The organism is Gordonia sp. NPDC003376, assembly GCF_053589235.1.
This window is the reverse complement of sequence record NZ_JBSFRM010000013.1, coordinates 81,851-105,904: the sequence shown is the minus strand read 5'-3', so window position 1 is coordinate 105,904 and position 24,054 is coordinate 81,851. Positions and strand designations below refer to the sequence as shown.

13 protein-coding genes are annotated in these 24,054 nt (G+C 70.6%); 4 read left to right on the top strand and 9 right to left on the bottom strand.

Annotated features, from left to right (window positions below; genetic code table 11):
- Positions 1 to 23 precede the first annotated feature (23 nt).
- From ACWDUA_RS14895 to ACWDUA_RS14885, 3 genes are read right to left on the bottom strand one after another with little or no spacing between them, the layout of a single operon-like run.
- Positions 24 to 1,151: a hypothetical protein gene (locus tag ACWDUA_RS14895; protein WP_449751776.1), complete on the bottom strand. Its 1,128-nt coding sequence runs from the start codon at positions 1,149 to 1,151 to the stop codon at positions 24 to 26.
- Positions 1,148 to 2,350, bottom strand: a complete 1,203-nt coding sequence (locus ACWDUA_RS14890; RefSeq protein ID WP_449751775.1) for a sensor histidine kinase — start codon at positions 2,348 to 2,350, stop codon at positions 1,148 to 1,150. Before ACWDUA_RS14890 ends, ACWDUA_RS14895 begins: the two co-directional genes overlap by 4 nt.
- Complete coding sequence (locus tag ACWDUA_RS14885; RefSeq protein ID WP_449751774.1) at positions 2,341 to 3,045, bottom strand: response regulator transcription factor; 705 nt, start codon at positions 3,043 to 3,045, stop codon at positions 2,341 to 2,343. The genes ACWDUA_RS14890 and ACWDUA_RS14885 overlap by 10 nt, the downstream gene beginning before the upstream one ends.
- A 205-nt stretch (positions 3,046 to 3,250) precedes the next feature.
- Here ACWDUA_RS14885 and ACWDUA_RS14880 point away from each other — a divergent pair, with 205 nt between their 5' ends.
- Positions 3,251 to 4,003, top strand: coding sequence for an acetoacetate decarboxylase family protein (locus tag ACWDUA_RS14880; protein ID WP_449751773.1), 753 nt, complete (start codon positions 3,251 to 3,253; stop codon positions 4,001 to 4,003).
- Positions 4,004 to 4,072: 69 nt separating this feature from the next.
- Positions 4,073 to 5,086 (top strand): pirin family protein, encoded by a 1,014-nt coding sequence (locus ACWDUA_RS14875; protein ID WP_449751772.1) that lies wholly within the window; start codon positions 4,073 to 4,075, stop codon positions 5,084 to 5,086.
- A gap of 527 nt (positions 5,087 to 5,613) precedes the next feature.
- Here ACWDUA_RS14875 and ACWDUA_RS14870 read toward each other — a convergent pair.
- The 3 genes from ACWDUA_RS14870 to ACWDUA_RS14860 all read right to left on the bottom strand — a co-directional run bounded on the left by ACWDUA_RS14870 (position 5,614) and on the right by ACWDUA_RS14860 (position 7,894).
- Positions 5,614 to 6,024: a nitroreductase family deazaflavin-dependent oxidoreductase gene (locus ACWDUA_RS14870; RefSeq protein ID WP_449751771.1), complete on the bottom strand. Its 411-nt coding sequence runs from the start codon at positions 6,022 to 6,024 to the stop codon at positions 5,614 to 5,616.
- 86 nt (positions 6,025 to 6,110) lie between these two features.
- Positions 6,111 to 6,785, bottom strand: coding sequence for a CE1759 family FMN reductase (locus ACWDUA_RS14865; RefSeq protein WP_449751770.1), 675 nt, complete (start codon positions 6,783 to 6,785; stop codon positions 6,111 to 6,113).
- Positions 6,782 to 7,894: an LLM class flavin-dependent oxidoreductase gene (locus ACWDUA_RS14860; protein ID WP_449751769.1), complete on the bottom strand. Its 1,113-nt coding sequence runs from the start codon at positions 7,892 to 7,894 to the stop codon at positions 6,782 to 6,784. Before ACWDUA_RS14860 ends, ACWDUA_RS14865 begins: the two co-directional genes overlap by 4 nt.
- Positions 7,895 to 8,037: 143 nt before the next feature.
- Between ACWDUA_RS14860 and ACWDUA_RS14855 the strand changes: the two genes are divergently transcribed.
- Both ACWDUA_RS14855 and ACWDUA_RS14850 read left to right on the top strand, forming a co-directional pair.
- On the top strand, positions 8,038 to 8,547 hold the full coding sequence (locus tag ACWDUA_RS14855) for a DUF4878 domain-containing protein (protein WP_449751768.1): 510 nt from the start codon (positions 8,038 to 8,040) through the stop codon (positions 8,545 to 8,547).
- A 160-nt stretch (positions 8,548 to 8,707) separates the two neighbouring features.
- A complete protein-coding gene (locus ACWDUA_RS14850; RefSeq protein WP_449751767.1) occupies positions 8,708 to 9,289 on the top strand; it encodes a DUF4190 domain-containing protein in 582 nt (193 codons plus the stop codon).
- 10 nt (positions 9,290 to 9,299) lie between these two features.
- On the opposite strand, the gene ACWDUA_RS14845 is transcribed toward ACWDUA_RS14850, so the two are convergent.
- From ACWDUA_RS14845 to ACWDUA_RS14835, 3 genes are all read right to left on the bottom strand, one after another.
- The gene (locus ACWDUA_RS14845; protein ID WP_449751766.1) at positions 9,300 to 9,626 is read right to left on the bottom strand and encodes a hypothetical protein; all 327 of its coding nucleotides are present in this window, start codon (positions 9,624 to 9,626) and stop codon (positions 9,300 to 9,302) included.
- 257 nt (positions 9,627 to 9,883) lie between these two features.
- A complete protein-coding gene (locus ACWDUA_RS14840) occupies positions 9,884 to 10,135 on the bottom strand; it encodes an MbtH family protein (protein WP_449751765.1) in 252 nt (83 codons plus the stop codon).
- A 147-nt stretch (positions 10,136 to 10,282) separates the two neighbouring features.
- Positions 10,283 to 24,022, bottom strand: a complete 13,740-nt coding sequence (locus ACWDUA_RS14835; protein WP_449751764.1) for an amino acid adenylation domain-containing protein — start codon at positions 24,020 to 24,022, stop codon at positions 10,283 to 10,285.
- Between the last annotated feature and the right edge of the window lie 32 nt (positions 24,023 to 24,054).

The window sequence follows — 24,054 nt, the reverse complement described above, 5'->3', positions numbered from 1 at the left end:
GGGGACCACACTTGCACCCTCAACTATTTTCGCACGTCAGCGGGGGTGTCCCCAGTTCTGGGGCCATCGGCGAGCTCGATCGCCGACACAGGATGGTCCCTCAGGACGTGGTAGTCGACTCGTCTCTTGGTGTCCCCCTCGCGGATGACGATCGTCGCGAACGGATCGCGACCCGGCGGACTCACCCGGACGGTGACCGCCGCACCCGCCCCCAGCCCGGACAGGATCTCCACCACCACCGACCGCACCCCGGCCAGCGCCTCGGGCCGCGCGGCATTCCTCGCGTCGTCGAGCAAGGTCACGGCGACGCCACGTTCGCGCGCCGCCCACGCCGCGTCGACGACCTCCGGGGCATCGAGTGCCGGTGCACGGATCCCATCGCGCAGGCGCCGCTCCAGCAGGCCGGCCCGGAGGGTGTCGGCCTCGGTCAGCACCTGCGCCGACGCGATGCACTCGAGCAGGACACGCGCCTGCTCGTCGAGCCGTGCGAGCTGTGCATCGCGTTCGGCGAGGGTGGCGCGGGTGGCCGCCTCCTCGGTCACCTCCAGCAACGTCTGCGCCCGCAGCGCGTAGATCTCGCGGGCGGCCGGACGGATGATCGTCGCGAACAGCGTCGACATCAGCAGGACCGCGACACCGGGGATCTCCGCACTCAACCATGCCTGCGTCCCGGTGAGGAACAGCCCGCCCGCCACCGAGACCACCACCGACGCGACGAATCCGATCCACGCGGCCAACACCCGTCCACGGACGCACAGGAACGCCAGGGTGGCCGAGATGCATCCGGCGACCACCCCGAACGCCACCGCCGGCGGCGGCTCGACGGAGGTCATCACCAACAGCACCGTCACCGACGGCGTCCCGGCGATGACGACGGTCGCGGGTGCGGCGATCGGATCGTCGGGCGCGAGCAGCAACACCACCGCCCCGATCACCGACAGCGCGAGAGCGACCCCGAAGACCGGCCACCCCACGACGCCGCCGGTCCCGTACCCGCTGGCCACCACCGCCGCGGTGGCGAACCAGATGATCACCCCGAACGCCACCGGAGACTGCATGCCGATGATCGTCGAGGCGTCGTTGCGAGGACGACGCCAGCGCCGACCACAGGTCACGTCCGGACCGCCCGCTCCGGCGGGCCGCACGCTCACGCCCACACCTCCGTGGGCCGTTGCCACCAGACACCGACCGTCGTGCCGTCGCCGGGTTCGCTGCGCACCCGCGCACCGCCCCCGCGGACCGATGCCATCCGGAGTCGAATGCTCACCTCGATACCGAGGCGTTCGGGCGGAACCGCAGCAGGATCGAACCCGGCGCCGTCGTCGACGGCACCGGCGCGGATGTGATCGGCACCGAGCTCGACGAACACCGCAGCCTGCGCGTCCGGGCCACCGTGGCGGACGCTGTTGCGGACCGCCTCGGCGAGGGCCTCGCTGATGGCCGCCACCACCTCCGCCGGGTAACGGACCTCGCCGCCGGCGGGGAGGTCGGTGATCCGCACCGACACCGCGTCGTCGACCGAGGCGACGGTGACACGCAGGCGGACCGCCGCGTCGTCCCGGGACAGATCGGTGATCTCGGGCGACCGTGTCAGCTCGTCGAGCGCGTCCGGGGCGCGGCGTGCCTGGGCGGCCAGCCGCTCGTCGACCCTGCCGGGCTCCGCCGCCAGCAGCGTCGCGAGCACGTGGTCGTGCACGAGCGCGTCGAATCGCGCGCGTTCGACGTCCCTGGCCGCGGTCGCGGCGGTCGACGATGCCGCGGCGAGCGCCGCCTCACGCGTCTGGTCGAGCGTGCGGCCGGTGCGCCGCACCATCGCGGCGGCGATGAGAAAAGTCGAACTGTAGGCGATACCCCACAGCGCCTGGGTCACGGTGGTCCACCCGAGTTCGCCGTATCTCCCGACACTGGTCGACACGGTCGACACCGAGACGCACACCACCAGACTCGCCGCGCCGACCGGGAACGGACCGACCAGCACGGCCGCGAGGCTGGGCAAGCCGCCGAAGCTCATCAGCCAGGACACCCGGTCGAGATCGCGGGACACGCCGTCCCAGGCGAGGAACCACAGGCCACTCGCGAGCAGATAGCCGACCGACGTCGACAGCGCGATCGCCGCGAGGAGCCGCTGGTCGAGGCGTTCACGAAAGCTGTAGGCGAACAGCACGATCCCGGGACCGAACGCGACGATGGCACCGACCGGGGTGAACCACGGCGCGACGAAGACCGCCGTGGTGGCGAATTCGCCGATCGACACCACGAGGTAGGCGATGAACCCCCCGCCGACGAATCGCGCCATCAGTCGCTGGATGCGCGCCTCGCGACGACCCACAGACACCGCGATCAGGGCCATCCCGTGTCCTGGGGCCCCTGCCGGCGGCGCTCGTCGACGCCGGACTGGTTGCGTTCGGGCACCGGGAGCCAGCCGTCCTCGATGGCCCGCTTGTACAGGTCGATCTTGGTGCGCGTCGGGCGGCCGGCATCGGCGTACTTCTGGCGGATGCGTTTGAGGTACTCGTTGACGGTCTCGGCCGTCACGCCGAGGGTGTCTCCGACGCTCGCCGAGGTCTCCCCGGAGGCGTACAGGGCGAGCACCCGCTGCAGCTGTGGACTCAGGTCGACGGCGGCGAGTTCCGGGTCGCCGTCGATGGCCGCGGCCCATTCGGTGGTCAGCACCGCAGTGCCCTCACCGGCCGCGCGGAGGGCCGCGCGGATCTCGTCTTCGGAGGCCGATTTCAGGACCACACCGAGCGCGCCGGCCTTGGCCGCCGAGCGCAACAGCGCCGGATGCTCGCCGGAGGTGTAGACCACCGCACCGATTCCCACGTCGCGGAGCCGGTTGACGTTCTCGCGCGGCGTCGTGCCGTCGTCGAGGCGCAGGTCGAGGAGCACGATGTCGAGATTCGCACCGTCGGCGAGCAGTTCGTCGACGGTCGCCGCGGCGCGCACGAGTTCGAGATCGGACTGGTCTTCGAGAATGCGTTCGATACCCCAGATCGGCGATCGATGGTCATCCACCATCCCGATTCGTAGAATCCGTCCAGGCATGACACCACTTCCCGATCATCCACCACTTGCCCTGCTCCCTGTGGGTATCACGGTGATGCGACGAAGTCCGCTCCACACGGCCAAACCTCGCGTGAAATCGTTCGAATGGCGGCCCCGCGGGGCGCGGATTCATCAATCGAGTAAAGCCGCCCGACGCCGAAAGTAGAACGTGTTCTAATGGGCCGGTGAACGCACAGGAGGCCCGATGAGCACCCGGGCCCACCACGACGTCCTCGGCACGACGGTCACCATGCCGGTCGAGATCCGCGAGGCACGCTGCTTCGTCGCCGGATTCACCGCCGACGCCGGTGCCATGCAGGCGGCGATCGACGCCGCCGGTACCGGCGGGCATCGCCCCACCCCCCTGCGCATCCGGCCCGGGCGAGGAATGTGCATGCTCGTGTTCGTCGACTACGTCGACGGCGACCTCGGCCCGTACAACGAGTTCGGGGTGTGCTTCCTGGTGGACGACCCGACCGCCCCGGCCTCACCGGTCACCGCACTCCGTCGACTCGTCGCCGGAAACGCCCGCGCCCTGATCCACCGGCTGCCCGTCGACGGCGAGTTCACCCTGGCCGCCGGCCGCGGTATCTGGGGCTTCCCGAAGATCCTCGCCGACTTCGACGTCGACCACGACTCGCGCACGCGGCACGGTCGGGTGAGCCAGGACGGCCATCTGATCGCCGATCTCACCGTCAAGCCGGGGCTGTCGGTACCCGCGTCGGCAGCCGAGACCACTCTGCACGCATACTCACAACTCGACGGCGTGCTCCGTTGCACGCCGTGGCGGCTGGGGTCGATCACGGGCACCCGCACCCGGATCGGCGGGGCGAGCCTGACGCTCGGCGACCACGAGATCGCCGACGAACTGCGCGCCCTGAAACTGGGCCGACACGCCCTGATGACCACATCGGTGCAGCGTCTGGCGATGAGCTTCGACGACGCGACCATGGTCTGACGGGCGCACCGACACGCCACCGTAGACTGGGCCCACACGTCCGGCCCGACGGTGAAAGCGTGGTGTGCGATGAGCAATCTGGAGACCGAACCCGCCGAGGTGCACTGTCACACCGAGGCCGCACCGGCCGAGGGTGCCGGCGCGATCCGCATGGACATCCTCACCGCACGCGATGTGCCACTGGGTGGCCCGCGCGCGATGACGGTGCATCGCACCCTTCCGCAACGGGAGCGATCGCTCATCGGGGCGTGGTGCTTCGCCGACCACTACGGACCCGACGACGTCTCGGCCACCGGAGGTATGGATGTCCCACCACATCCGCACACCGGTCTGCAAACGGCCAGTTGGCTTTTCACCGGTGAGATCGAGCACCGCGACACGATGGGCAACCACGCCATGGTCCGCCCCGGCGAACTCAACCTGATGACAGCCGGTCACGGGATCGCCCACACCGAGGTCTCCACCCCCGACACCACCGTCCTCCACGGGGTACAGCTCTGGATCGCCCTGCCGGCGTCGGCGGCCGATACCGCCCGCGGCTTCGCCCACTACGCGCCACCCCTGATCACGGTCGGCGAGGTGACCGCCCGGGTCTTCCTCGGCGAACTGCTCGGGTCGGTGTCACCGGTACCGACGTTCACCCCGCTCCTCGGTGCCGAGCTACTCCTGCCCGCAGGCAGCCAGGTGGTGCTCGATCTCGATCCGGGCTTCGAGCACGGCTTCCTGGTCGATTCCGGCAGCGTGGCCATCGACGAATCAGCTACGCGCACAATCGAACGGACCGAATTGGGGTACGTCGGACTCGGGGCCGAACGGATCACGCTGGTCAACCGTGGCGCCGATCCCGCCCGGGTGATCGTCCTCGGTGGGCGGCCACTGGGCGAGGACATCATCATGTGGTGGAACTTCCTGGGGCGCAGTCACGACGACATCGTCGCGTTCCGCGAGGAGTGGATGGCCCACAGCGACCGGTTCGGCCAGGTGCAGGGCTATGACGGTGAGGTGCAGCATCTTCCCGCACCCCGCCTCCCGGGGACCCGACTGCGTGCCCGGGAGAACACACCGGGCCGCGCGCACGACTGATGCGCCATTCCCGCGGCGCGGCTTGTCTCGAGCATGTCGACGATGGTTGCGGACACGTCGATCTCACGGGGTTTCGACACGGGTCCTCGCGATGCTCGGTCCCGGCTCAACCAGCAAGAGGCAGTTGATGGCTGAGCCGACGCCCAGCTCAACCAGCAAGAGGCAGTTGATGGCTGAGCCGACGCCAGTCTCAACCAGCAAGAGGCAGTTGATGGTTGAGCCGACGAGGAGCGCAGCGACAAGTCGAGTCGAAACCCCCGCCGGCCGAAGTCGCCAGGCCACTCACCCCGAAGAGGGTTACGCACCGACGTACGCTGCGAAGATTTCGACACGGGTCCTCGCCCTTCCGGCTCGGTCCCAACTCAATCACCAACCACCCGTTGATGGTTCAGCCGACGCCCAACTCAATCACCAACCACCCGTTGATGGTTCAGCCGACGCCCAACTCAATCACCAACCACCCGTTGATGTTTGAGCCGATGCCCAACTCAATCACCAACCACCCGTTGATGGTTGAGTCGATTCTCTCAGTCACCGATGTCGGCGACCAAGATCGCGCTGCGTCGCAACGCCCTGCGGGCGGCGTCGGGAAGCCCGTCGGCGTCACCGCCGACCGGCACGATCCGCGGGTTCACGATGTGCAGGTCCGCACCGGACGACGCGACGTCGGCCTGCCCCGCAGCGAGTATGTTCCGGACCCAATCGGTGGTGCCGTGGATCATCGCGACGGCGAGGACCCCGTCGCCGCGGAAGGCGCGCACCGGGGTCCGGAACGACCGGCCGGTCACCCGACCGCGATGGGTGATGGTGGCCAGGGCCGGCGTCCGGCGAGCGATCGGCCCGAGCACCGGTTGGAGCCCCAGCACGATGCGCTCGATCGGCTCCGGCAGGAGGACCGGGGTGTCGGGGGTGTCATTGCGGGGTGGGTAGCCGGCCACGGGACGCCTCCTCGAGGAGAGTGGTGAGATCCCCAATTGTCATCCAGATCCCGGTACCCGGCCAGGTGGGGCCCCGCATCACCGCATCACCGGCCCAGCAGCCGCGCGAAGTTGTCGATACCCGCCTGTTCGGCGCGACGGGTCGGAACCGAACCGTCGGCGCCGGTGGTGTCGTCGGCCGAACGGCGCGCGGCGCGCTCCACGCGCGTCGGGCGGGTGTCCACCACGGACGCGAGTTCTGCTGCGGCACGACCTATCCGGGTGTCCAGAGTGGTGGTGTCGCCCGAACCGCCGGCCCAGTCCTCGGACGCCGCGTACACCCCGGTCGGGACCACCACGGTGCGCAGGTACCCGAACAGGGGTCGGAGCGCGTGGTCGAGCACCATCGAATGTCGGGGGCTGCCCCCGGTCGCCGCGATCAGGACCGGCGTGCCCGCCATCGTGTCGACGTCGACGAGGTCGAAGAAGATCTTGAATAACCCCGAATAGGAGGCGTTGAAGACCGGGGTCGCCACGATCAGTGCATCGGCCTGCTGCACCTGCTCGATCGCGGCCCGGGCCGCGCCGGTGGCGAAACCGGCGGCCATCGAGGCCCCGAGATCGACGGCGAGGTCACGCAGGTCGATCACCGTCACCGCGGCATCGACCCCATCGGAACCGAACTCGGCGCCGGTGGCGGCGACGAGCCGGTCGACGAGCATCCTCGTCGACGACGGCTCACCCAGTCCGGCATTGACCGCAACGAGATTCACGGTCGTCATGCGTTCACCTTCTCGGTGGTGTCGGTGGTATCGGTCTCGGCGTCGCGGGCGGCGACCAGCGCCGCATGGGTCGGGGCGTCGGGGACGTCGCCCGGACGGCCCTCGGCGAAGCCCTTGCGGAGTTCCGGCAGCACCTCACCGAGTTCGTCGAGCTGTTCGAGCACCGTCTTCAACGGCAGCCCGGCGTGGTCGACGAGGAACAGCTGACGCTGGTAGTCGCCGAAGGTGTCGCGGAACGACAGTGTGCGGTCGACGAATTCGGCCGGGCTGCCGACGGTCAACGGGGTCTCCCGGGTGAAGTCCTCCAGCGACGGGCCGTGTCCGTAGACCGGCGCGTTGTCGAAGTACGGCCGGAACTCGCGCACGGCGTCCTGGGAGTTCTTGCGGATGAAGAACTGTCCGCCGAGGCCGACGATCGCCTGGTGCGCCGTCCCGTGTCCGTAGTGTTCGTAGCGCTCGCGGTAGAAGTCGATCAGCCGCTTGGAGTGCTCGGCCGGCCAGAAGATGTGGTTGGCGAAGAAGCCGTCACCGTAGTAGGCGGCCTGCTCGGCGATCTCCGGGCTGCGGATCGAACCGTGCCACACGAACGGCGCGACGTCGTCGAGCGGGCGCGGGGTGGAGGTGAACGAGGTGAGCGGGGTACGGAACTTGCCTTCCCAGGTCACGACGTCCTCGGTCCAGAGCCGGTGCAGCAGGTGGTAGTTCTCGATCGCGAGCGGGATGCCCTGCCGGATGTCCTGGCCGAACCACGGGTAGACCGGCCCGGTGTTGCCGCGGCCGAGCATGAGGTCGACGCGTCCGTCCGCGAGGTGTTGCAGCATCGCGAAGTCCTCGGCGATCTTCACCGGATCGTTCGTCGTGATCAAGGTGGTCGAGGTGGACAGGTTCAGGGTGCTGGTCTGGGCCGCGATGTAGGCCAGGGTGGTGGTGGGCGACGACGAGAAGAACGGGCGGTTGTGGTGCTCACCGAGAGCGAAGACGTCGAGGCCGATGTCCTCGGCCTTCTTCGCGATGGTCACGATGGCCTTGATCCGCTCGTTCTCGGTGGGTGTGATGCCGGTCGTGGGGTCGGTGGTGATGTCACTGACGCTGAAGAGTCCGAACTGCATGGCGCGCCTCCGAGGTGCCGGTGGGAACTGTCACCCAGAGTAACCGGACCTTGGTCCGCTTAATTCCCCCGCGGGAGTCCGTGCGGGCGCACCCCGCAGGTAAGTTAGTGTGGGCTTACCTAATCCTCGATGGGAGTCACGATATGACGCTTCGGAAGTCCGTCGCCGCGGCCCTGCTGGCCGGCGCTGCCGTCTTCACCGTCGCCGCATGCTCCGGCGACGACGACACCACCTCGACCACCACGACGTCGGCGTCTGTATCGGCATCCGCCGAGGCGAGCACCTCGGGCGAGGCCCAGGCGATCGATCTCGACGTGGCGTCGGCGCAGACCATCCTGCGCACCGCACTCAACCCGGAGACCTCGAGCGACCAGCTCGACACCGTGGTGGACACATCCAACCCGGCCACCAAGCCTGCCCTGCAGGCCTACAACAAGGGCGCGTCGGCCGCAGGCTACGGCCCCGAGGTGTACGAGGTGAAGACCGTGAAGGCCGACGGCGACAAGGCCACCGTCACCGTCGCCGTGACCAGCCCGCACGCACCCGATCATCCGGTCGACCTGGACCTGACCTACGTCGACGTCGACGGGACCTGGAAGCTCAGCGGCAGCGTCGTCGAGCAGCTGTCGTCGATGATGCCCGGCGGTCACTGACCCGCGCCGCACACCGAGAACCGATGCCCCACCGGACCCCTCCGGTGGGGCATCGGCCGTCCACACCCGGAACGGGCACCAGCTGTCGCCGGCCGCGGCGGGCCGGAATGTCCGGGGACGTCGGTACACTCGGTCAAGGCCCATGGACCAGGAGGAACGGATGACGCGGACCGATCACCCCACCAGTCCGATCGCGCCCGCGGTGACCGATCAGCATCTCCGATGGCCGACGGTCAACGACGACGAACCACTCCCCACCGCGGATTCGGTTGCCGCCGACGCCGCGACGCCCACACCGTCCACCCCGCCCCCGGTCGAGTGCGCCCCGGTCGAGGTCGCGGCACCGACGCCGAACACCGGCAGCTTCTGGTTGTCACCGCGCGCCCGGCAGAACGATTCCCCGCTGCCCGCGGTGGGCGACTACTGGGACCTCGGCCGGCCCGATCCGGTCCCCTACACCCCGCTGCAGCCCGTCCTCCCGCCGATGCGCCGGACCGCGCCGGTCGCACAGGCGGCGATGATCTCGGGGTTGGCGTCGGTTCCGCTGATCCCACTGGCCGGCCTCGGCGGCGTGGTCGGTGCGCTGGCCGCCGTCCTCGGGCTGGTGGGCGCCCTCCAGATCGGCAGGCGTTCGGATTACCGGGGCACCGGACGCGCGATCACCGGGATCGTGCTCGGCACCGGCAGTGCCATCGTCGGGTTGCCGATCCTCTTCCTGGTACTGCTGATCGCGGGGCTCTGAGCCGGCTCGGTCAGCCGACGGCGCGCAATCCGTCCGCACCACCGGTGTCGATGCCCCGGCCGAGCCACGTGACGACATCGTCGAGCACACGCTCGCAGCTCTTGCCGTCGATCACCGACGCGAGCGACGGTGCGCAATGGAGCAGGGCCGCGAAGAACGCCGCGTGCGGTGAGAGCCCCCGGGCATCCATCACGATGGTGTACTCACGGATGGATCGGTCGAGATCACCGAAGGTGATGGCCTCACCGAAGACACGCACCGCCACCAGACTGGGCGTGATCAGCGCGCGGCGCCCCACCTCTGACACCACGGCCTCGACCTCACGATCGGTTACCACATCGGCCTCCTCAAACGGCCACCACTGAGGGTCCGCCGACGGAACACGTTCAGATCACTGTGCCCGACCGAGGCGACCCACGCGGAGTGGCCATCGGTAGCTGTGACGAATCACACAGTCCAAGATCACATACTTTCGCAGCCGACGATACAAGCGCAACCAAATGAGGAAGATGTGAAAGATGGGGCTGATGTGAAAGTGTTACGAGGGTGACACCCGGCGGCGACATGGACGCACCGCCGGGCATCTCCTACGGCTCACTGGCCGCCGGCGTCCCCGCCTCCCGCCCGGGCCGCCTTGTCCGCCTCCATGGCGTCGATCAGGCTCTGCGGCCGCAGATCGGTCCAGTTCTTCTCGACGTACTCCAGACATGCGGCCCGGCTGTCCTCGCCGAAGACCTTGGTCCAGCCCGCCGGGATGTCGGCGAAGACCGGCCACAGCGAGTGCTGGTTCTCGTCGTTGACCAGCACGAAGAATCGACCGTTCTCGTCATCGAAGGGGTTCGTCATCTACCTCGTCCTCTCTCTGGCGCCGGCGTCACGCGGCCGCCGTTCCCACCATTGTCTCGTCGACGCGCGCATTCGTGCGGCGACATCGTCAATTCATCATTCGTTCGACGTCGGCACCCTGGATAGGGTCCCCTAACTACTTTCAGGTTACGGTCCGAACCCAGGCCCTCCCCACACCGGCCTCCACGTGGACGAGCCGTGCCGGTCCGCAGTCGTCAGCACCTCGTCGAGCACCGGGCCGATCACCTCGAGCGACGACTCGTCGGCCATCCCGAGATGGTGTGTGTCCACCTCGGTGTCGCGCACCGAACCCGACACGTACGGCCGCCACGCGTCCACGACACGCACCGGGTCCTCCTTGTCGGCGGTGGCGACGAAGACATGCGCACCGCCGCCGAACACGCCGGGCCGGTACCCGAGCACGGCCTCGTCGGAGGCCGCGAAACTCTCCATGATCCGCTCCACCTGATCGTCGGCGAGCAGGCCCATCCCGGCGATCTGCGCCCGGATGATCGCGGTCAGTTCCTCCGTCGACTCGGCGCGGACCTCGTCGCCGAGATCGAACAGGTCGCGCCAACCACCGAGCAGATCTGCCGCGACCGACGAATCTTGCGACCCCGAGACCGCGTCGCCCGCGTCGGATACCGCCGACGCCCCGGCGGTACCCGGGTCGTCCGCCTCCGGCGCTGCGTCCATGATCCCGAGGAAGGCCACCTCCTCGTGGTCCGCCTCGAGGCGGAGCGCCATCGCATGCGCGATCACACCGCCCACCGACCAGCCGAGCAGGTGATAGGGCCCGTGCGGGCGGACCCGGCGGATCTCCGCGACATACCGGCGGGCCAGCGTCTCGGCGTCGGCGGTCGGCTCGCCGAGGATCACGTGGGGGTCCTGCAGGCCGTAGATCGGACGGTCGGTCAGATACGGGGCGAGGCCGCCATAGAACCACGCCAGCCCCCCGGCCGGATGCACACAGAACAGCGGCGGTCGCTGCCCCTGCGCCCGGAGGGCGATGAGCACGTCACCGGCGAGGACAGTGTGATCGGCGATCCGGCGGGCCAGCGAGCCGACGGTGGGATCGCTGAAGAGCCAGGGCAATTCGATTCTCAGACCGTACCGCTCGCCGGCCCGGGCGACCACCCGCGTGGCCGCCAGCGAGTTGCCGCCGAGGTCGAAGAACGAGTCGGTGGCACCGACCCGGTCGACGTCGAGGATCTCGGCGAACACCTGCGCCACCATACGTTCCACCTCGGTGGCGGGGGCGACATACGCAGCCGGTTCGGCGGCCACGTCCGGCAACGACTTCCGGTCGACCTTTCCGGCCACGTTCAGTGGCATCTCCGGGAGGGTCGTCCAGACGTCGGGTCGCATGTACTCGGGGAGCCGGCCCGCGGCGAGGGCACGGGCGGACTCGACGTCGGCGCCGGCCGGGGCGAGGTAGGCGACCAGCCGGTCACCGGCCGGGCCCGATGCGACGATCACCGCGGCGTGGACCACCCCAGGGGCCCCCGACAGCACCGCCTCGATCTCCCCGAGCTCGAGGCGCCGGCCACGCAACTTGACCTGGAAGTCGTTGCGCCCCAGATACTCCAGCCGACCCTCCCGATCCCACCGCACGCGGTCACCGGTGCGGTAGAGACGGCTCCCGGCCACACCGAAGGGGTCGGCGACGAACCGTTCGGCGGTGAGGTCGGGACGTGCCGCGTATCCCCGTGCCACCTGCACGCCACCGAGATACAGTTCGCCGGCCACTCCCGGCGGTACCGGCCGCAGCCGCGCGTCGAGGACATGGGTGGTGGTGTTGAGTACCGGCCGTCCGATCGGCACCACCGTCTCCCCCACCGTCACCTCGTGCCCGGCCACGTCGACGGCCGCCTCGGTGGGCCCGTACAGGTTGTGCAGCCGGGTCCGCGGCAACGCGGCGAGCGTGGTCTGCGCCACGGTGGGCGGCAGCGCCTCACCCGAGGTGAACAGCAACCGCAGCGCGTCGAGTGCGGCGAACCGACCGGCGTCGACGACATCGAGGAATGCCGACAGCATCGACGGCACGAAGTGCGCCACCGACACCCGCCGGGCGGCCATCAGGTCGGCGAGGTAGCGGGGGTCGCCGTGACGGTCCGCCTCGGCGATCACCAGACGGGCGCCGATCAGGAACGGCCAGAACAGTTCCCACACCGATACGTCGAAGGTGTAGGGCGTCTTCTGTACCACCGCGTCCGCGGCGGTCAGCGGATGGTCGCGCTGCATCCACACCAGCCGGTTGACGATCGCCCGATGGCCGACGGTGACGCCCTTGGGCGTTCCGGTCGATCCCGAGGTGAACAGGGTGTACGCGGCACTGTCCGGGCCGAGCGACGCGGTCCGCTCGGCGTCGACCACGGGGGACCCATCGCCGTCGCCGGCGGGCACCGGCCCGCCGGCATCCACCGTGTGCACCGGGACACCGGATTCCGCGGCGACATCGGCGGCCGACACCGACCGGCCGGATCGGTCCACCAGCAGTACCCGGACGTCGGCGGTCTCGAACATCGACCGCACCCGCCCGACCGGTGCCTCGACGTCCACCGGCACGTACTGCCCACCGGCGGCCACCACCGCGTGTACGGCGATCACCATCTCCACCGATCGCGGGATGCACACGGCCACGGCGACATCGGGCCCGACGCCGAGTGCGATCAGCGCACGGGCGTACGCCGACACCCGGGCGGCGAACTCGGCATAGCCCACCACGCGATCACCGCTGACCAGGGCGGCCGCGCCCGGTGTCCGCATCGCCTGCGCCGCCAGCGCGTCCGGTAGCAGCAGCGGTGCCACGTCCTCGTGCGGCCCGGCCGTCCACACCGCCAGCCCGGAGCTCTCGTCCGGTAGCAGCAACGATGTATCGCCCACCGCCGCACCGGGATCGGCGAGCAGATCGGTGAGTCCGGCGACGAATCGTGCGACGAACCCCTCGATGGTGGATGGATCGAACAGGTCGCTCGCATACACCACCGATCCACCCCAGTCCCGACCCTCGGGCGCGGTGGCGATCGACACGGTCAGGTCGAACTGTGCCGGGACCGCGGGCGCGGCAACCGGTTCCACGTGCAGACCCGCGATCTCGACGGCCGGCACCGCTGCGGCGCCCGACGTCGCCGACGCCTGGTCGAGTGCGAGCATCACCTGGGCGAGCGGCGAGAACGACTCGGACCGAACCGGATCGATCGCCTCCACCAGTGCCTCGAACGGGACGTCGGCGTGGGCGAATGCGGCCAGGTCGTCGGCGCGGACCCGGGCCAGCAGATCGGTGAACGAGTCGCTCCCCCGGACCTGCGTCCGCAGCACCAGAGTGTTGACGAACATCCCGATCAGGGGATCGAGCACCGCCTGGCCGCGGCCCGCCGTCGGGGTGGCGACGGCGATGTCGTCGGTTGCACACAACCGCGACAACAGCACCGCGACCGCCGCGTGCAGCACCATGAACGGCGTCATCGCGTGCTCTGCCGCCACCGCGGTGAGCCGCGCGGCGACCGCGGCCGGGATCACGAGATCGGCGGTGGCGCCGCGATGGGACTGCACCGGTGGACGTGGCCGATCGGTCGGCACAGCGAGCACGTCGGGGAGCCCGGCGAGACGCTCACGCCAGTAGACCAGTTGCGTCCCGACCGGCGACTGCTCGTCGGCCGGGTCGCCGAGTACGCGGTGCTGCCAGATCGCGAAGTCCGCGAACTGCACGTCGAGCGGGGTCCACTGCGGGGCCCGGCCCTCGACCCGCGACCGGTAGGCCGAGGCGAGATCGCCGACCAGCGGGCCCACCGACTCGCCGTCGGCGGCGATGTGGTGGAGCACCACCGCGATGAGGTGGGCACCGCCGGGCACAGGACACAGGCGTGCGCGGATCGGGAACTCGGTGGTGACATCGAAGCCGGCGGTGACGGCGGCCTCGAGCCGGGTGACCGAATCGAGCACCGCCCAGTCCAGCAGACGCCCGGCATCCGCGGCCGGATGCACCTGCTGCCGGGGCACGCCGTCGACGTCGGGGAAGGTGGTCCGCAGGATCTCGTGGCGGCCGACGACGTCGACGAGTGCCGCGCGCAGAGCCTCGATGTCGAGACGTCCGTCGACCCGCAGCACGGCCGGGATGTTGTAGGTGGCAGCGGCGGGATCGAAGCGGTTGACGAACCACATCCTCCGCTGTGCGAACGAGAGCGGGATCTCCGGCGGCCGTGGGGAGGCCGCGGTGATCGGCGCGCGTGCACGGGCCTTCGCATCGCTGCCGACGAGGTCGGCGAGCAACCGCACCGTGGGTGCGTCGAAGACATCGCGCACGGTCACGGTGGCGTCGAAGCGATCCGACAGCCGGGCCGCGAGCCGGGCCGCCGACAGCGAGTTGCCGCCGGCGTCGAAGAACGACGCGGTGGCACCCACCCGGTCGACGCCGAGCACCTCACCGAACACACCCGCGACGGCCTCCTCGTCGGGGGTGGCCGGGGCGACGTAGGGCAGGTCCGCGCCGTCGTGCAGCGGGTCGGGCAGCGCATCCCGGTCGAGTTTGCCGGTCGGGGTGAGCGGCAAGGCGTCCAGGATGGTGAATGCGCCCGGGACCATATGCGCCGGAAGGCGTTTCGCCGCAACTGCCCGGACCACACCGATGTCGAGATCGGCGGGGGCGACGAGATGGGCGACGAGCGCGACGGCCGGCGAGCCGACCCCGAGGACCACCGCCGCACTCACGCCGTCCACACCGGTGAGCACGGCCTCGATCTCACCGAGTTCGACGCGTTGACCGTTGATCTTCACCTGGTGGTCGGCGCGGCCCGCATACTCGAGGTCGCCACCGGCACGCACCCGCACCAGGTCGCCGGTGGCATACATCCGCCCACCCGGACCGGCGAACGGGTCGGCAACGAATCGTGTTGCGGTGAGGGCACTTCGGTTGAGGTATCCGCGGGCCAGTGACACCTCGGAGGACAGATACAGCTCGCCCACCATCCCGCGTGGCACCGGGCGCAGCCGGTCGTCGAGCACGTAGGTGGCCATCCCGCGGATACCGCGACCGATGGTCACCTCCGCCCCGGGTGTCTGACCGGCCACCGTGGACCACACCGTGGACTCGGTGGGACCGTAGAGGTTGACCATCACGCGGCCGTCACCGGCCCAGCGGGTGACGAGATCGGGCGGGCATGCCTCACCGGCCGTCGCGAGCAGGCGCACGCCCGTGGCGTCGGCGACCTCCAGCGTGGCGAGCACCGAAGGGGTGATCACCATGTCGGTGACGCGATCGCGGCGCAACACGGTGCCCAGCGCGCGGCCGGCGTAGTCGCCGGCGGGGGCGATGACCAGGGTGTGACCGCCGGCGGCGGCCCAGACCATCTCGAAGAACGACGCGTCGAAGCCCGGTGACGCCACATGCAGGACGCGGGTGTCCGGACCGGCACCGCGGTCGCCGGTGAGAGCGGCGAGTTCGGCGACGAGGGTGGCCACACCCCGGTGCGAGACCGCCACGGCCTTGGGGCGTCCGGTGGTTCCCGATGTGTAGATCAGGTAGGCCAGTCCGTCGACGCGCAGCTGCCCGTGGCGCTCGTCGGCACCGATCGGTGCCGGTGACCCGTGGGCCGTCACCTCGTCGAGTTCGAGCCACCGGCAGTCCGATTCGCCCAGTCGCGGGCGGGTGGCCGCGGTGGTGAGTCCGGTGCTCACCCGGGAGTCACCGATCATGAAGGCGATCCGGTCATCGGGGTGTGCGGGATCGATCGGCAGGTAGGCGGCGCCGCTCTTGAGCACGCCCCACGCGGCGACGACGGAGTCGACGGATCGCTCGATGCCCACCGCGACGACGTCCTCGACCCCGATCCCCCGGCCGATCAACGACCGCGCCACCCGGTTGGTCCGGGCCTCGAACTCCGCGTGATCGAGCACGTGTCCGTCGCAGATCAGCGCCGGGTGACCGGCGTCGACCGTTCGGCCGGCCAGCAGGTCGGGGATCGTGACCGGGGTGGTCGCGGGCAGGCGCGGTGCGATCACCGCATCGGTGCGGGCGCCGGGCGCGACGAGCTCGATCCGCCCGACCGGCATGGCCGGTGCGGTCGCCATCGACCGCAGGATCTGCCGGAGGACCCCACCGAACACCGTGACCTGTGCGGCGTCGAAGGCCGACGGCAGGTACTTCAGCGTCAGGGTGAGCGCGTCACCGGCAGGCGCCGACGCCAGGTTCAGCGGGTAGTGCGTGGCGTCCCGGGTGGAGATCCCCCGAATCGTCAGGCCCGTCCCCGGCGCCGCAGCGGTCACCGAGTCCCGGTCGACGGGGTAGGACTCGTGCACCGTGAGCGTGTCGAACACCACCGGGACCCCGGCTGCCGCGACGATCTCGGGCAGCCCGAGCTGCTGGTGATCGAGCACCGAGACCTTGTCCGCCTGAACGTTTTCCAGCAGCCCTGAGATCGAGAGGTCCGGGTCGACGTCGACCACCACGGGCAGGGTGTTGATGAACAGACCGACCATGGATTCCACACCGTCGAGGTCGGCGGGACGACCCGAAACGGTCTCGCCGAACACCACCACGCGGTTGCCGGTGAACTCGGCGAGGAAGATCGCCCATGCGGTCTGCAGCACGGTGGAGACGGTCGCACCGTGTGCCCGGGCGAGGCGGTCGACCGCGGCCACCAGGTCGGCCTCGATCGGGACGACCAGATCCGCGGGCATCGCATCCGCGGTGATCCGGGCACCCGGAGCGACGAGTGTCGGCGCCTCCACCGGCGCCAGCATTCGCCGCCAGGCGGCCAGTCCGGCCTCGTCGTCGGGGTCGGCGAGGCGACGCAGGTGGTCGGCGAAGTCCCCGGTGTCCCGACGGGTGTAGGTGGCCCCGGTTGCATACAGCGCCAACAGATCCGCGAGGACCAGTGGGGCCGACCAGCCGTCGAACAGCAGGTGATGACTGGTGATCACCACGTGGACGCCCTCGGGATGGGTGATGGCGGTCGCCCGCATCAGCGGCGGTGCGGACAGGTCGAACGGCCGGGTCCGCTCCGCCGCCGCCACCTCGGCGATGCGGCCGGTGGCCGTCGCGGCGTCGTCGACGGTCACCGTCTGCCAGGGCAGGCGGGCCTGCGCGGGGACCACCGCGACGGCGGCTCCGCTGCCCAGGCGGAGATAGCCGCTGCGCAACACGCGATGGCCGATCAGCAGGTCGTCGCCTGCCCGGCGCAGACGGTCGAGGTCGACCTCCGGTCCGAGTTCCAGGATCGCCTGTGTCACATAGACATCGACGTCGGTGTCGCCGGCCAGCTCGGCCTGGAAGAACAGTCCGCGCTGCAACGGCGACAGGGGCCAGACGTCGGCACCCCGATACCGGTCGAGCAGGTCGTCGAGGTCGGTCTGCGTCACCCCGGTACCGGGGACGTCCGACGGCGACAGCCCGACCCCGCCCCCGTCGGTGACATGCCGGACGACGGCGTCGAGTTCCTCCGCCCAGCGATCCGCGATGTCGGCGACATCGCTGTGCGACAACACTTCCGGCACGTACCGGAAGTCCGCGGACACGGTGTGTGTGCCACCGGTCGTGGCTCCGACGTTGATCGTCAGGGCGCTCATCGCCGCCAGGTCGCCGTCGACCACCGACGGGAGGAACGGCGCGTCCCCGGCGGGCAGGAAACCGACGGGCGGCGTGTCGGTGGGCGGCGTGTCGGCGGGCAGCGTGTCGGCGGGCAGCGTGTCGGCGGGCGGGACCGACCCGTCGATCGCGGCGGCCACGCGGGTGCCGAGGTAGTTGACCGCGACGTCCGGGAGGCGGTGGGTGCCGAGGTCGGAGCCGTCGTCCTCACGCAGCAGCCCGAAGCCGATCCCGTGGGCCGGCATGCCGACCCGTTCTTCCTTGGCCTCCTTGATCGCGTGGACGATGTCGCCGTCGGCGGACAGCGCGATCGGTGCGATGGCGGTGAACCAGCCGACGGTGCGCGACAGGTCGGCCCGGTGGGGTCGGTCTCCGGTGGCCAGGAGGTCCTCGTAGCGGCCGTGTCCCTCGAGGAGCACGGTCAGCGGGACGTGGGTGTCGATCCCCCGCTCGGCCCGCCGGCGATGGATGGCGCGGGCGAGGGCACCGACGAGGACGTCTGCGACGGTGCCGCCGAAGGCGGTGGGCACCGCGGTCGCGACGGCCTCGGCGACCGCGCCCGTCACCTCGCGGACCACCGAGTCGGTGTCCCGATAGCGGTGCCCGGCAGTCGGCGAGTCCGCGGGCCCGGAGCGGGCGAGCCCGGTCGCCGGGTCCCCGGAACCGCGGGTCAGCCAGTGGCCGAGTTCGTCACGGTGCTGCTCGATCCGCCCGGTCAGCGCGTGCTGCCAGGCGCGGAACGACGTGCCCTCACCGCACACAGCCGGCTCCTGCCCGGCGGACACCTGCGTCCACGCGGTGACCAGGTCCTCCACGAGGATCGGCCAGGACACCGCGTCGACGGCGAGGTGGTGGACCACGAGGACGACGCGCCCACCGCCGGCACCGTCGTCGACGAGCGCCGCCTGCACCACCCGACCGGTCGCCGGGTCGAGGCGGCGCGCCGCCTGTGCGTGCGCCTCGCGGATGTGTTCGGCCATCGCGGTCCGGTCGGGTCCGGATGCCCCCGCGGGTCCCGGCACACCGTGGGCGTGGGCGACGGGGTGCGTGCTGATCGCGGTGCCGGCGTCGAACGGGAGTCCGGCGGTGAGCACCGGGCCTGTGTCGGTGACCTGTAGGGCGGCCGACAGCATCGGGTGGGCGGCGACGACCGTCGAGAGCACCCGACGCAGTTCACCGGTCCCGAGACCGGCGGGTCGGGTGAAGACCATCGACTGGTTGAAGTCGGCGAGATCGGCCGGGGTGGGTGCGGCCGACACGAGCCAGGACACGATCGGCGGGATCGGCATCTCACCGATCGGACCACCCGCCGGTTCGGGCAGCGGGTCGATCCGGTCGGCGTCGTCCCCGGCGACCCGGGCCATCCCGCGGATCGTCTTGTGCTCGAAGATCTCCCGCGGGGACAGGTGCAGCCCTGCCGCCTTGGCCGCGGAGGCGAGCTGGATGGACATGATCGAGTCGCCGCCGAGCGCGAAGAACGACTCGGTGACGCCGACCCGGTCGCGGCCGAGCAGACCCGCCACGATCGCGGCGAGGGCCTCCTCGGCTGCGGTGGCCGGGGCCTCGCCGGTGGTGTCCTGGGCCGACAGTGCCGGCCGCGGAAGGGCTTTGCGATCCAGTTTGCCGCCGGGGGTGGTGGGCAGCTGTTCCAGGACGACGGCCTGGTGGGGCACCATGTGTCCGGCGAGGTGGTCGGCGGCACCCCGCAGGACCGCCTCGGCATCCAGGCCGGTCCCGGTTTCGGGGTCGGTGGCGGTGTCCGGGACGAGGTAGGCGACCAGGCGGGTGCGGCCGGCGTCGTCGGCCACGCCGAGGACGACCGCCGACTCCACCCCCGCCTGACCGGCCAGCACCGCCTCGATCTCACCGAGTTCGACGCGCTGTCCGTTGATCTTGACCTGGTGGTCGGCGCGACCGGCGAACTCGATGTTCCCGGATGTGGTGATCCGCACCAGATCTCCGGTGGCATACATCCGGCCCCCCGGTGCCGGGGTGAACGGATCCGCCACGAACGACGATGCGGTCAGGCCGGGCCGGCCGAGGTACCCGCGTGCGAGCGAATCGGCGGTGCCCAGGTACAACTCCCCGACCACACCCTGGGGCACCGGGTGCAGGCGCGCATCGAGGACGTAGCCGCTGAATCCGCGGACCGGACGCCCGATCACGACCGGTTCCCCGGGGACCGACCGGCCGGTGGTGGCCCAGACGGTGGCCTCGGACGGTCCGTAGAAGTTGAACATCCGCCCGCCGGGGCGGGCCTGTGTCCAGCGCGCGACCAACTCGGGCGGGCAGGCCTCACCGCCGGTCACCAGGTTGCGGATGCCACGGCCGCGCGCCGGATCGACGGTGGCGAGCACGGTCGGCGTGATCAGGGTGTCGGTCACCCTGTCGCGCTCGAGGATTCGTCCGAGTGCCGCTCCCGCGTACTCGCCCGCGGGTGCGATCACCAGGGTGTGACCGAGCGCGACCGACCACATCATCTCCAGCACCGAGGCGTCGAAACTCGGTGACGCGACGTGCAGGACGCGTGTGTCCGGCGCCTGGTCCGGGGTGCCGGTGATCTCGGCGAGCGCATCGACCAGGGTGCCCAGTCCCCGGTTGCTCACCCCGACGGCCTTGGGGCGACCGGTGGACCCGGAGGTGTAGACGAGGTAGGCGAGGGTGTCGAGCCCGACCGTGCCGTTCCGGTCCGCGGCCTCCACCGGCAACGAGCTGCGGGTGGCGTCGGTCGCCTCGGCCACGTCGATCCACTCGCAGGTGTCCCCGAGCCGAGAACGGGTGTGGGCATCGGTGATGCCCCATCGCGCACCGGAATCGGCCAGCATGTAGTCGATCCGGTCCTGCGGGTAGGCGGGGTCGACGGGCACGTGGGCCGCGCCGGAAGCGATCACACCGAACACGGCGATCACCGAGTCGACGGATCGTTCGAGGCCCACCGCGACCACGTCGTCGGGGCCGATCCCCCGCCCGATCAGGGAGCGTGCCAATCGCTGTGTGCGGCGGTCGAACTCGGCGTGCGACAGCTCGATGCCGTCGCAGATCAGGGCCGGGCGGTCGGGGTCGGTGTGCCGGGCGGCGAGGATGTCGACGAGGGTGCGCGGCACGGAGACACCGCCGTCGGCGGCCGGGCCGGTGCCCCCGGTGGAATCGCGGCCGGGCCGCATCGACGTCAGCGCCCGCTCGTCGAGGAGGTCGACGTCGCCGGTGGCCGTCTCCGGCGCACTGATCAGGGCGAGCAGCACCCGTAGCCAGGTGTCGGCGATCCGCTGCGCCGTGGACTCGTCGAACAGTGCTGTGGCGTAGACGAATCCGGCGGTCATCGGACCATCGGACGAGCGGTCGGTGACGCCGACGGTGAGATCGAACTTGGCGACCGGGGCGGCGACACCCAGCGGTTCGGCGGTCAGCCCGATCGCCGAGGCGTCGAGCGGGGCGGGGCTGCGATGATCGGCCGACCCATGGGTGATGGCGATCTGCACGAGGGGCTGATGGGCGGTGGACCGATCGGGGGCGAGCTCGTCGATCAGGTCGTCGAACTGCACATCGGAGTGGGTGAAGGCGTCGACGTCCACGGCGCGGACCGTCGAGACGAACTCCGCCAGCGTCTGTGCCGGATCGACCGGGGTCCGCAGCACCAGGGTGTTGACGAACATGCCGACCAGGTCGGACAGGGCGGCATCGGTCCGACCGGCGATTGGCGCGCCGATCACCACGTCGGTGGTCACCGCGAGTCGTGCCACGGTGATCGCCAGGGCGGCATGCGACACCATGAACGCGGTCAGGTCGTGCTCGCGCGCGAACAGCTCGACTGCGTCGGCCACCGCGTCGTCGACGGTGATCGTGACCAGCCCGGCCGCCGTGTCGAGCACGGTGGGCCGCCGACGGTCCATCGGGAGATCGGTGACCTCGGGCAGGTCGGTCAGGACGGTGCGCCAGTGCTCGAGCTGGGCGGCCATCCGGGCCGACGGGTCGGTGGCCGATCCCAGCACCGACCGCTGCCACAGGGCGAAGTCGGCGTACTGCACCGGCAGGGGTGCCGGCGCACCCGCATCGGCACCCGTGCGAGCCAGATAGGCGCCCAACAGATCCCGCACGAAGACCGGCGTCGACTCGCCGTCGAAGGCGATGTGGTGCACGGTGATCACCAGGTCCCAGCGGTTCTCGCCGGCGGGTGCCAGGCGGGCCCGGATGGGGAGTTCGGTGGTGACGTCGAATCCGCCGGTGGCCGCGTGCAGCAGCGCGTCGGCGTCGCATCCGTCGGCCCAGTCCAGCATCGCCCGGGCGTCGGTGGCGGCCAGGATCTGCTGGAAGGGGCCCTGCTCGTCGGCGGGATACCGCGTGCGCAGTACCTCGTGGCGTTCGACGACGTCACCGAGCGCATCATGCAGGGCCGCGACGTCGAGTGTCCCGGTGAGCCGCAGCGCCATCGGGATGTTGTAGGCCGCCGAGTCGGGGTCGAACCGGTTGATGAACCACATCCGTGACTGCGCGGTCGAGAGCGGAATCCGTTCCGGGCGTGATGCCGGCGTCAGCCGGGGGATGCGGCGCCCCCGTCCGACGGTGGCCGAGACCAGTTCTCGCACACTGGGGGTGTCGAAGAGATCGCGGACGGCGATGTCGAGGTCGAGGGTGTCGGCCAGCCTGGCCGCGACACGCGTCGCCGACAACGAGTTCCCGCCGAGATCGAAGAACGAGGTCCGCACACCGACCCGGTCGATCCCGAGCACCTCGCCGACGACGGCCGCCACCATCGCCTCGAGATCCGATTCCGGTGCGACATAGTCGGATTCCGTGCCGAGTATCGGGGCCGGCAGCTCCCGGCGGGCCACCTTCCCGGCCGCGTTCAGCGGCATCGTGGTCAGGGGCATCCACACGGTGGGGCGCATGTACTCCGGCAGGGCCGCGGCGACCGCAGCCCGGGCGGCATCGAGGTCGGCCTCGTCGGGTGCGAGGTAGGCGATCAGATGGTCGTCGCCGCCCACACGCGCGACGGTGACCGCGGCGTGCACCACGCCGTCGACGGCGCTCAGCACCGCCTCGACCTCGCCGAGTTCGAGGCGCTGACCGCGCAGCTTCACCTGGAAGTCGGTGCGGCCCAGGTATTCGATCTCACCACCGGCATTCCAGCGGACCAGGTCGCCGGTGCGGTAGAGCCGTCCGCCGCCGTCACCGAACCGGTCGGCGACGAACCGCTCGGCGGTGAGGCCGGGCTGTGCGGCATAGCCGCGGGCCAGTTGGACACCGCCGAGGTAGAGCTCGCCCGGTACTCCCACCGGGACCAGTTGCAGGCGAGCGTCGAGCACGTACGTGGAGGTCGACGGTACCGGCACCCCGATGGGTATCACCATCTCCCCCGGCCGCACCCGATGCGCGGTGACGTCCACCGCCGCCTCGGTCGGCCCGTACAGATTGTGCAGCTCCAGCCCGGGCCGGGCGCCGAGCACGGCGCCCGCAGTGGCCGCGGTCAGCGCCTCACCGGAGGTGAACAGCAGTCGCAGGCAGCTCAATCCGGCCAGACGGTGCACCCCGAGCACGTCGGTGAACGCGGCGAGCATCGAGGGCACGAAGTGCACCACCGACACCCGATGGTCGACGATCACGCCGGCGAGATACTCCGGCTCGCCGTGCCGGTCGGGTGCGGCGATCACCAGCGTCGCGCCCACCGTGAACGGCAGGAACAGTTCCCACACCGAGACGTCGAAGGTGACCGGCGTCTTCTGCAGGAACACGTCGGAGTCCTTGATCGCGTACCACTCCCGCATCCAGTCGAGCCGGTTCACGATGGCACGATGGGAGACGGTCACCCCCTTGGGACGCCCGGTCGATCCGGAGGTGAACAGCGTGTAGGCGGCGTCGTCGGGATGCAGCGGTGCCCGCCGGTCGGCGTCCGTCACCGGCGGGGTGTGCGGGTCGAAGGGACCCGAGGCGTCGACGCCGAGCACCCGGACCCGGGCACCGGCGGCGTCGGGTGGACCGACGTCGATCGATTCCGGGCCGGGGCCGGTCAGCAGCAGTCGTGCCGCCGCGGTGTCGATCATGTGGGCCGTGCGGTCGGCGGGCGCCGACGGGTCGAGGGGTACGTACTGACCGCCGGCGGCCACCACCGCATGCACCGCGACCAGTAGTTCCACCGACCGGTCGAGGCAGACGGCCACGGCGACGTCGGGACCCACCCCGGCCGAGATCAGCTGCCGGGCGAGGGTGTCGACCCGCGCCCGGAACTCGGCATAGGAGACCCGCCGGTCACCGAAGACCAGGGCCGGTGCGGTGGATTCCCCGGTCAGCGTGACCATCTCGGTCATCGTCGTGCCCCTTCCTGTGGCGGGATGCGTCG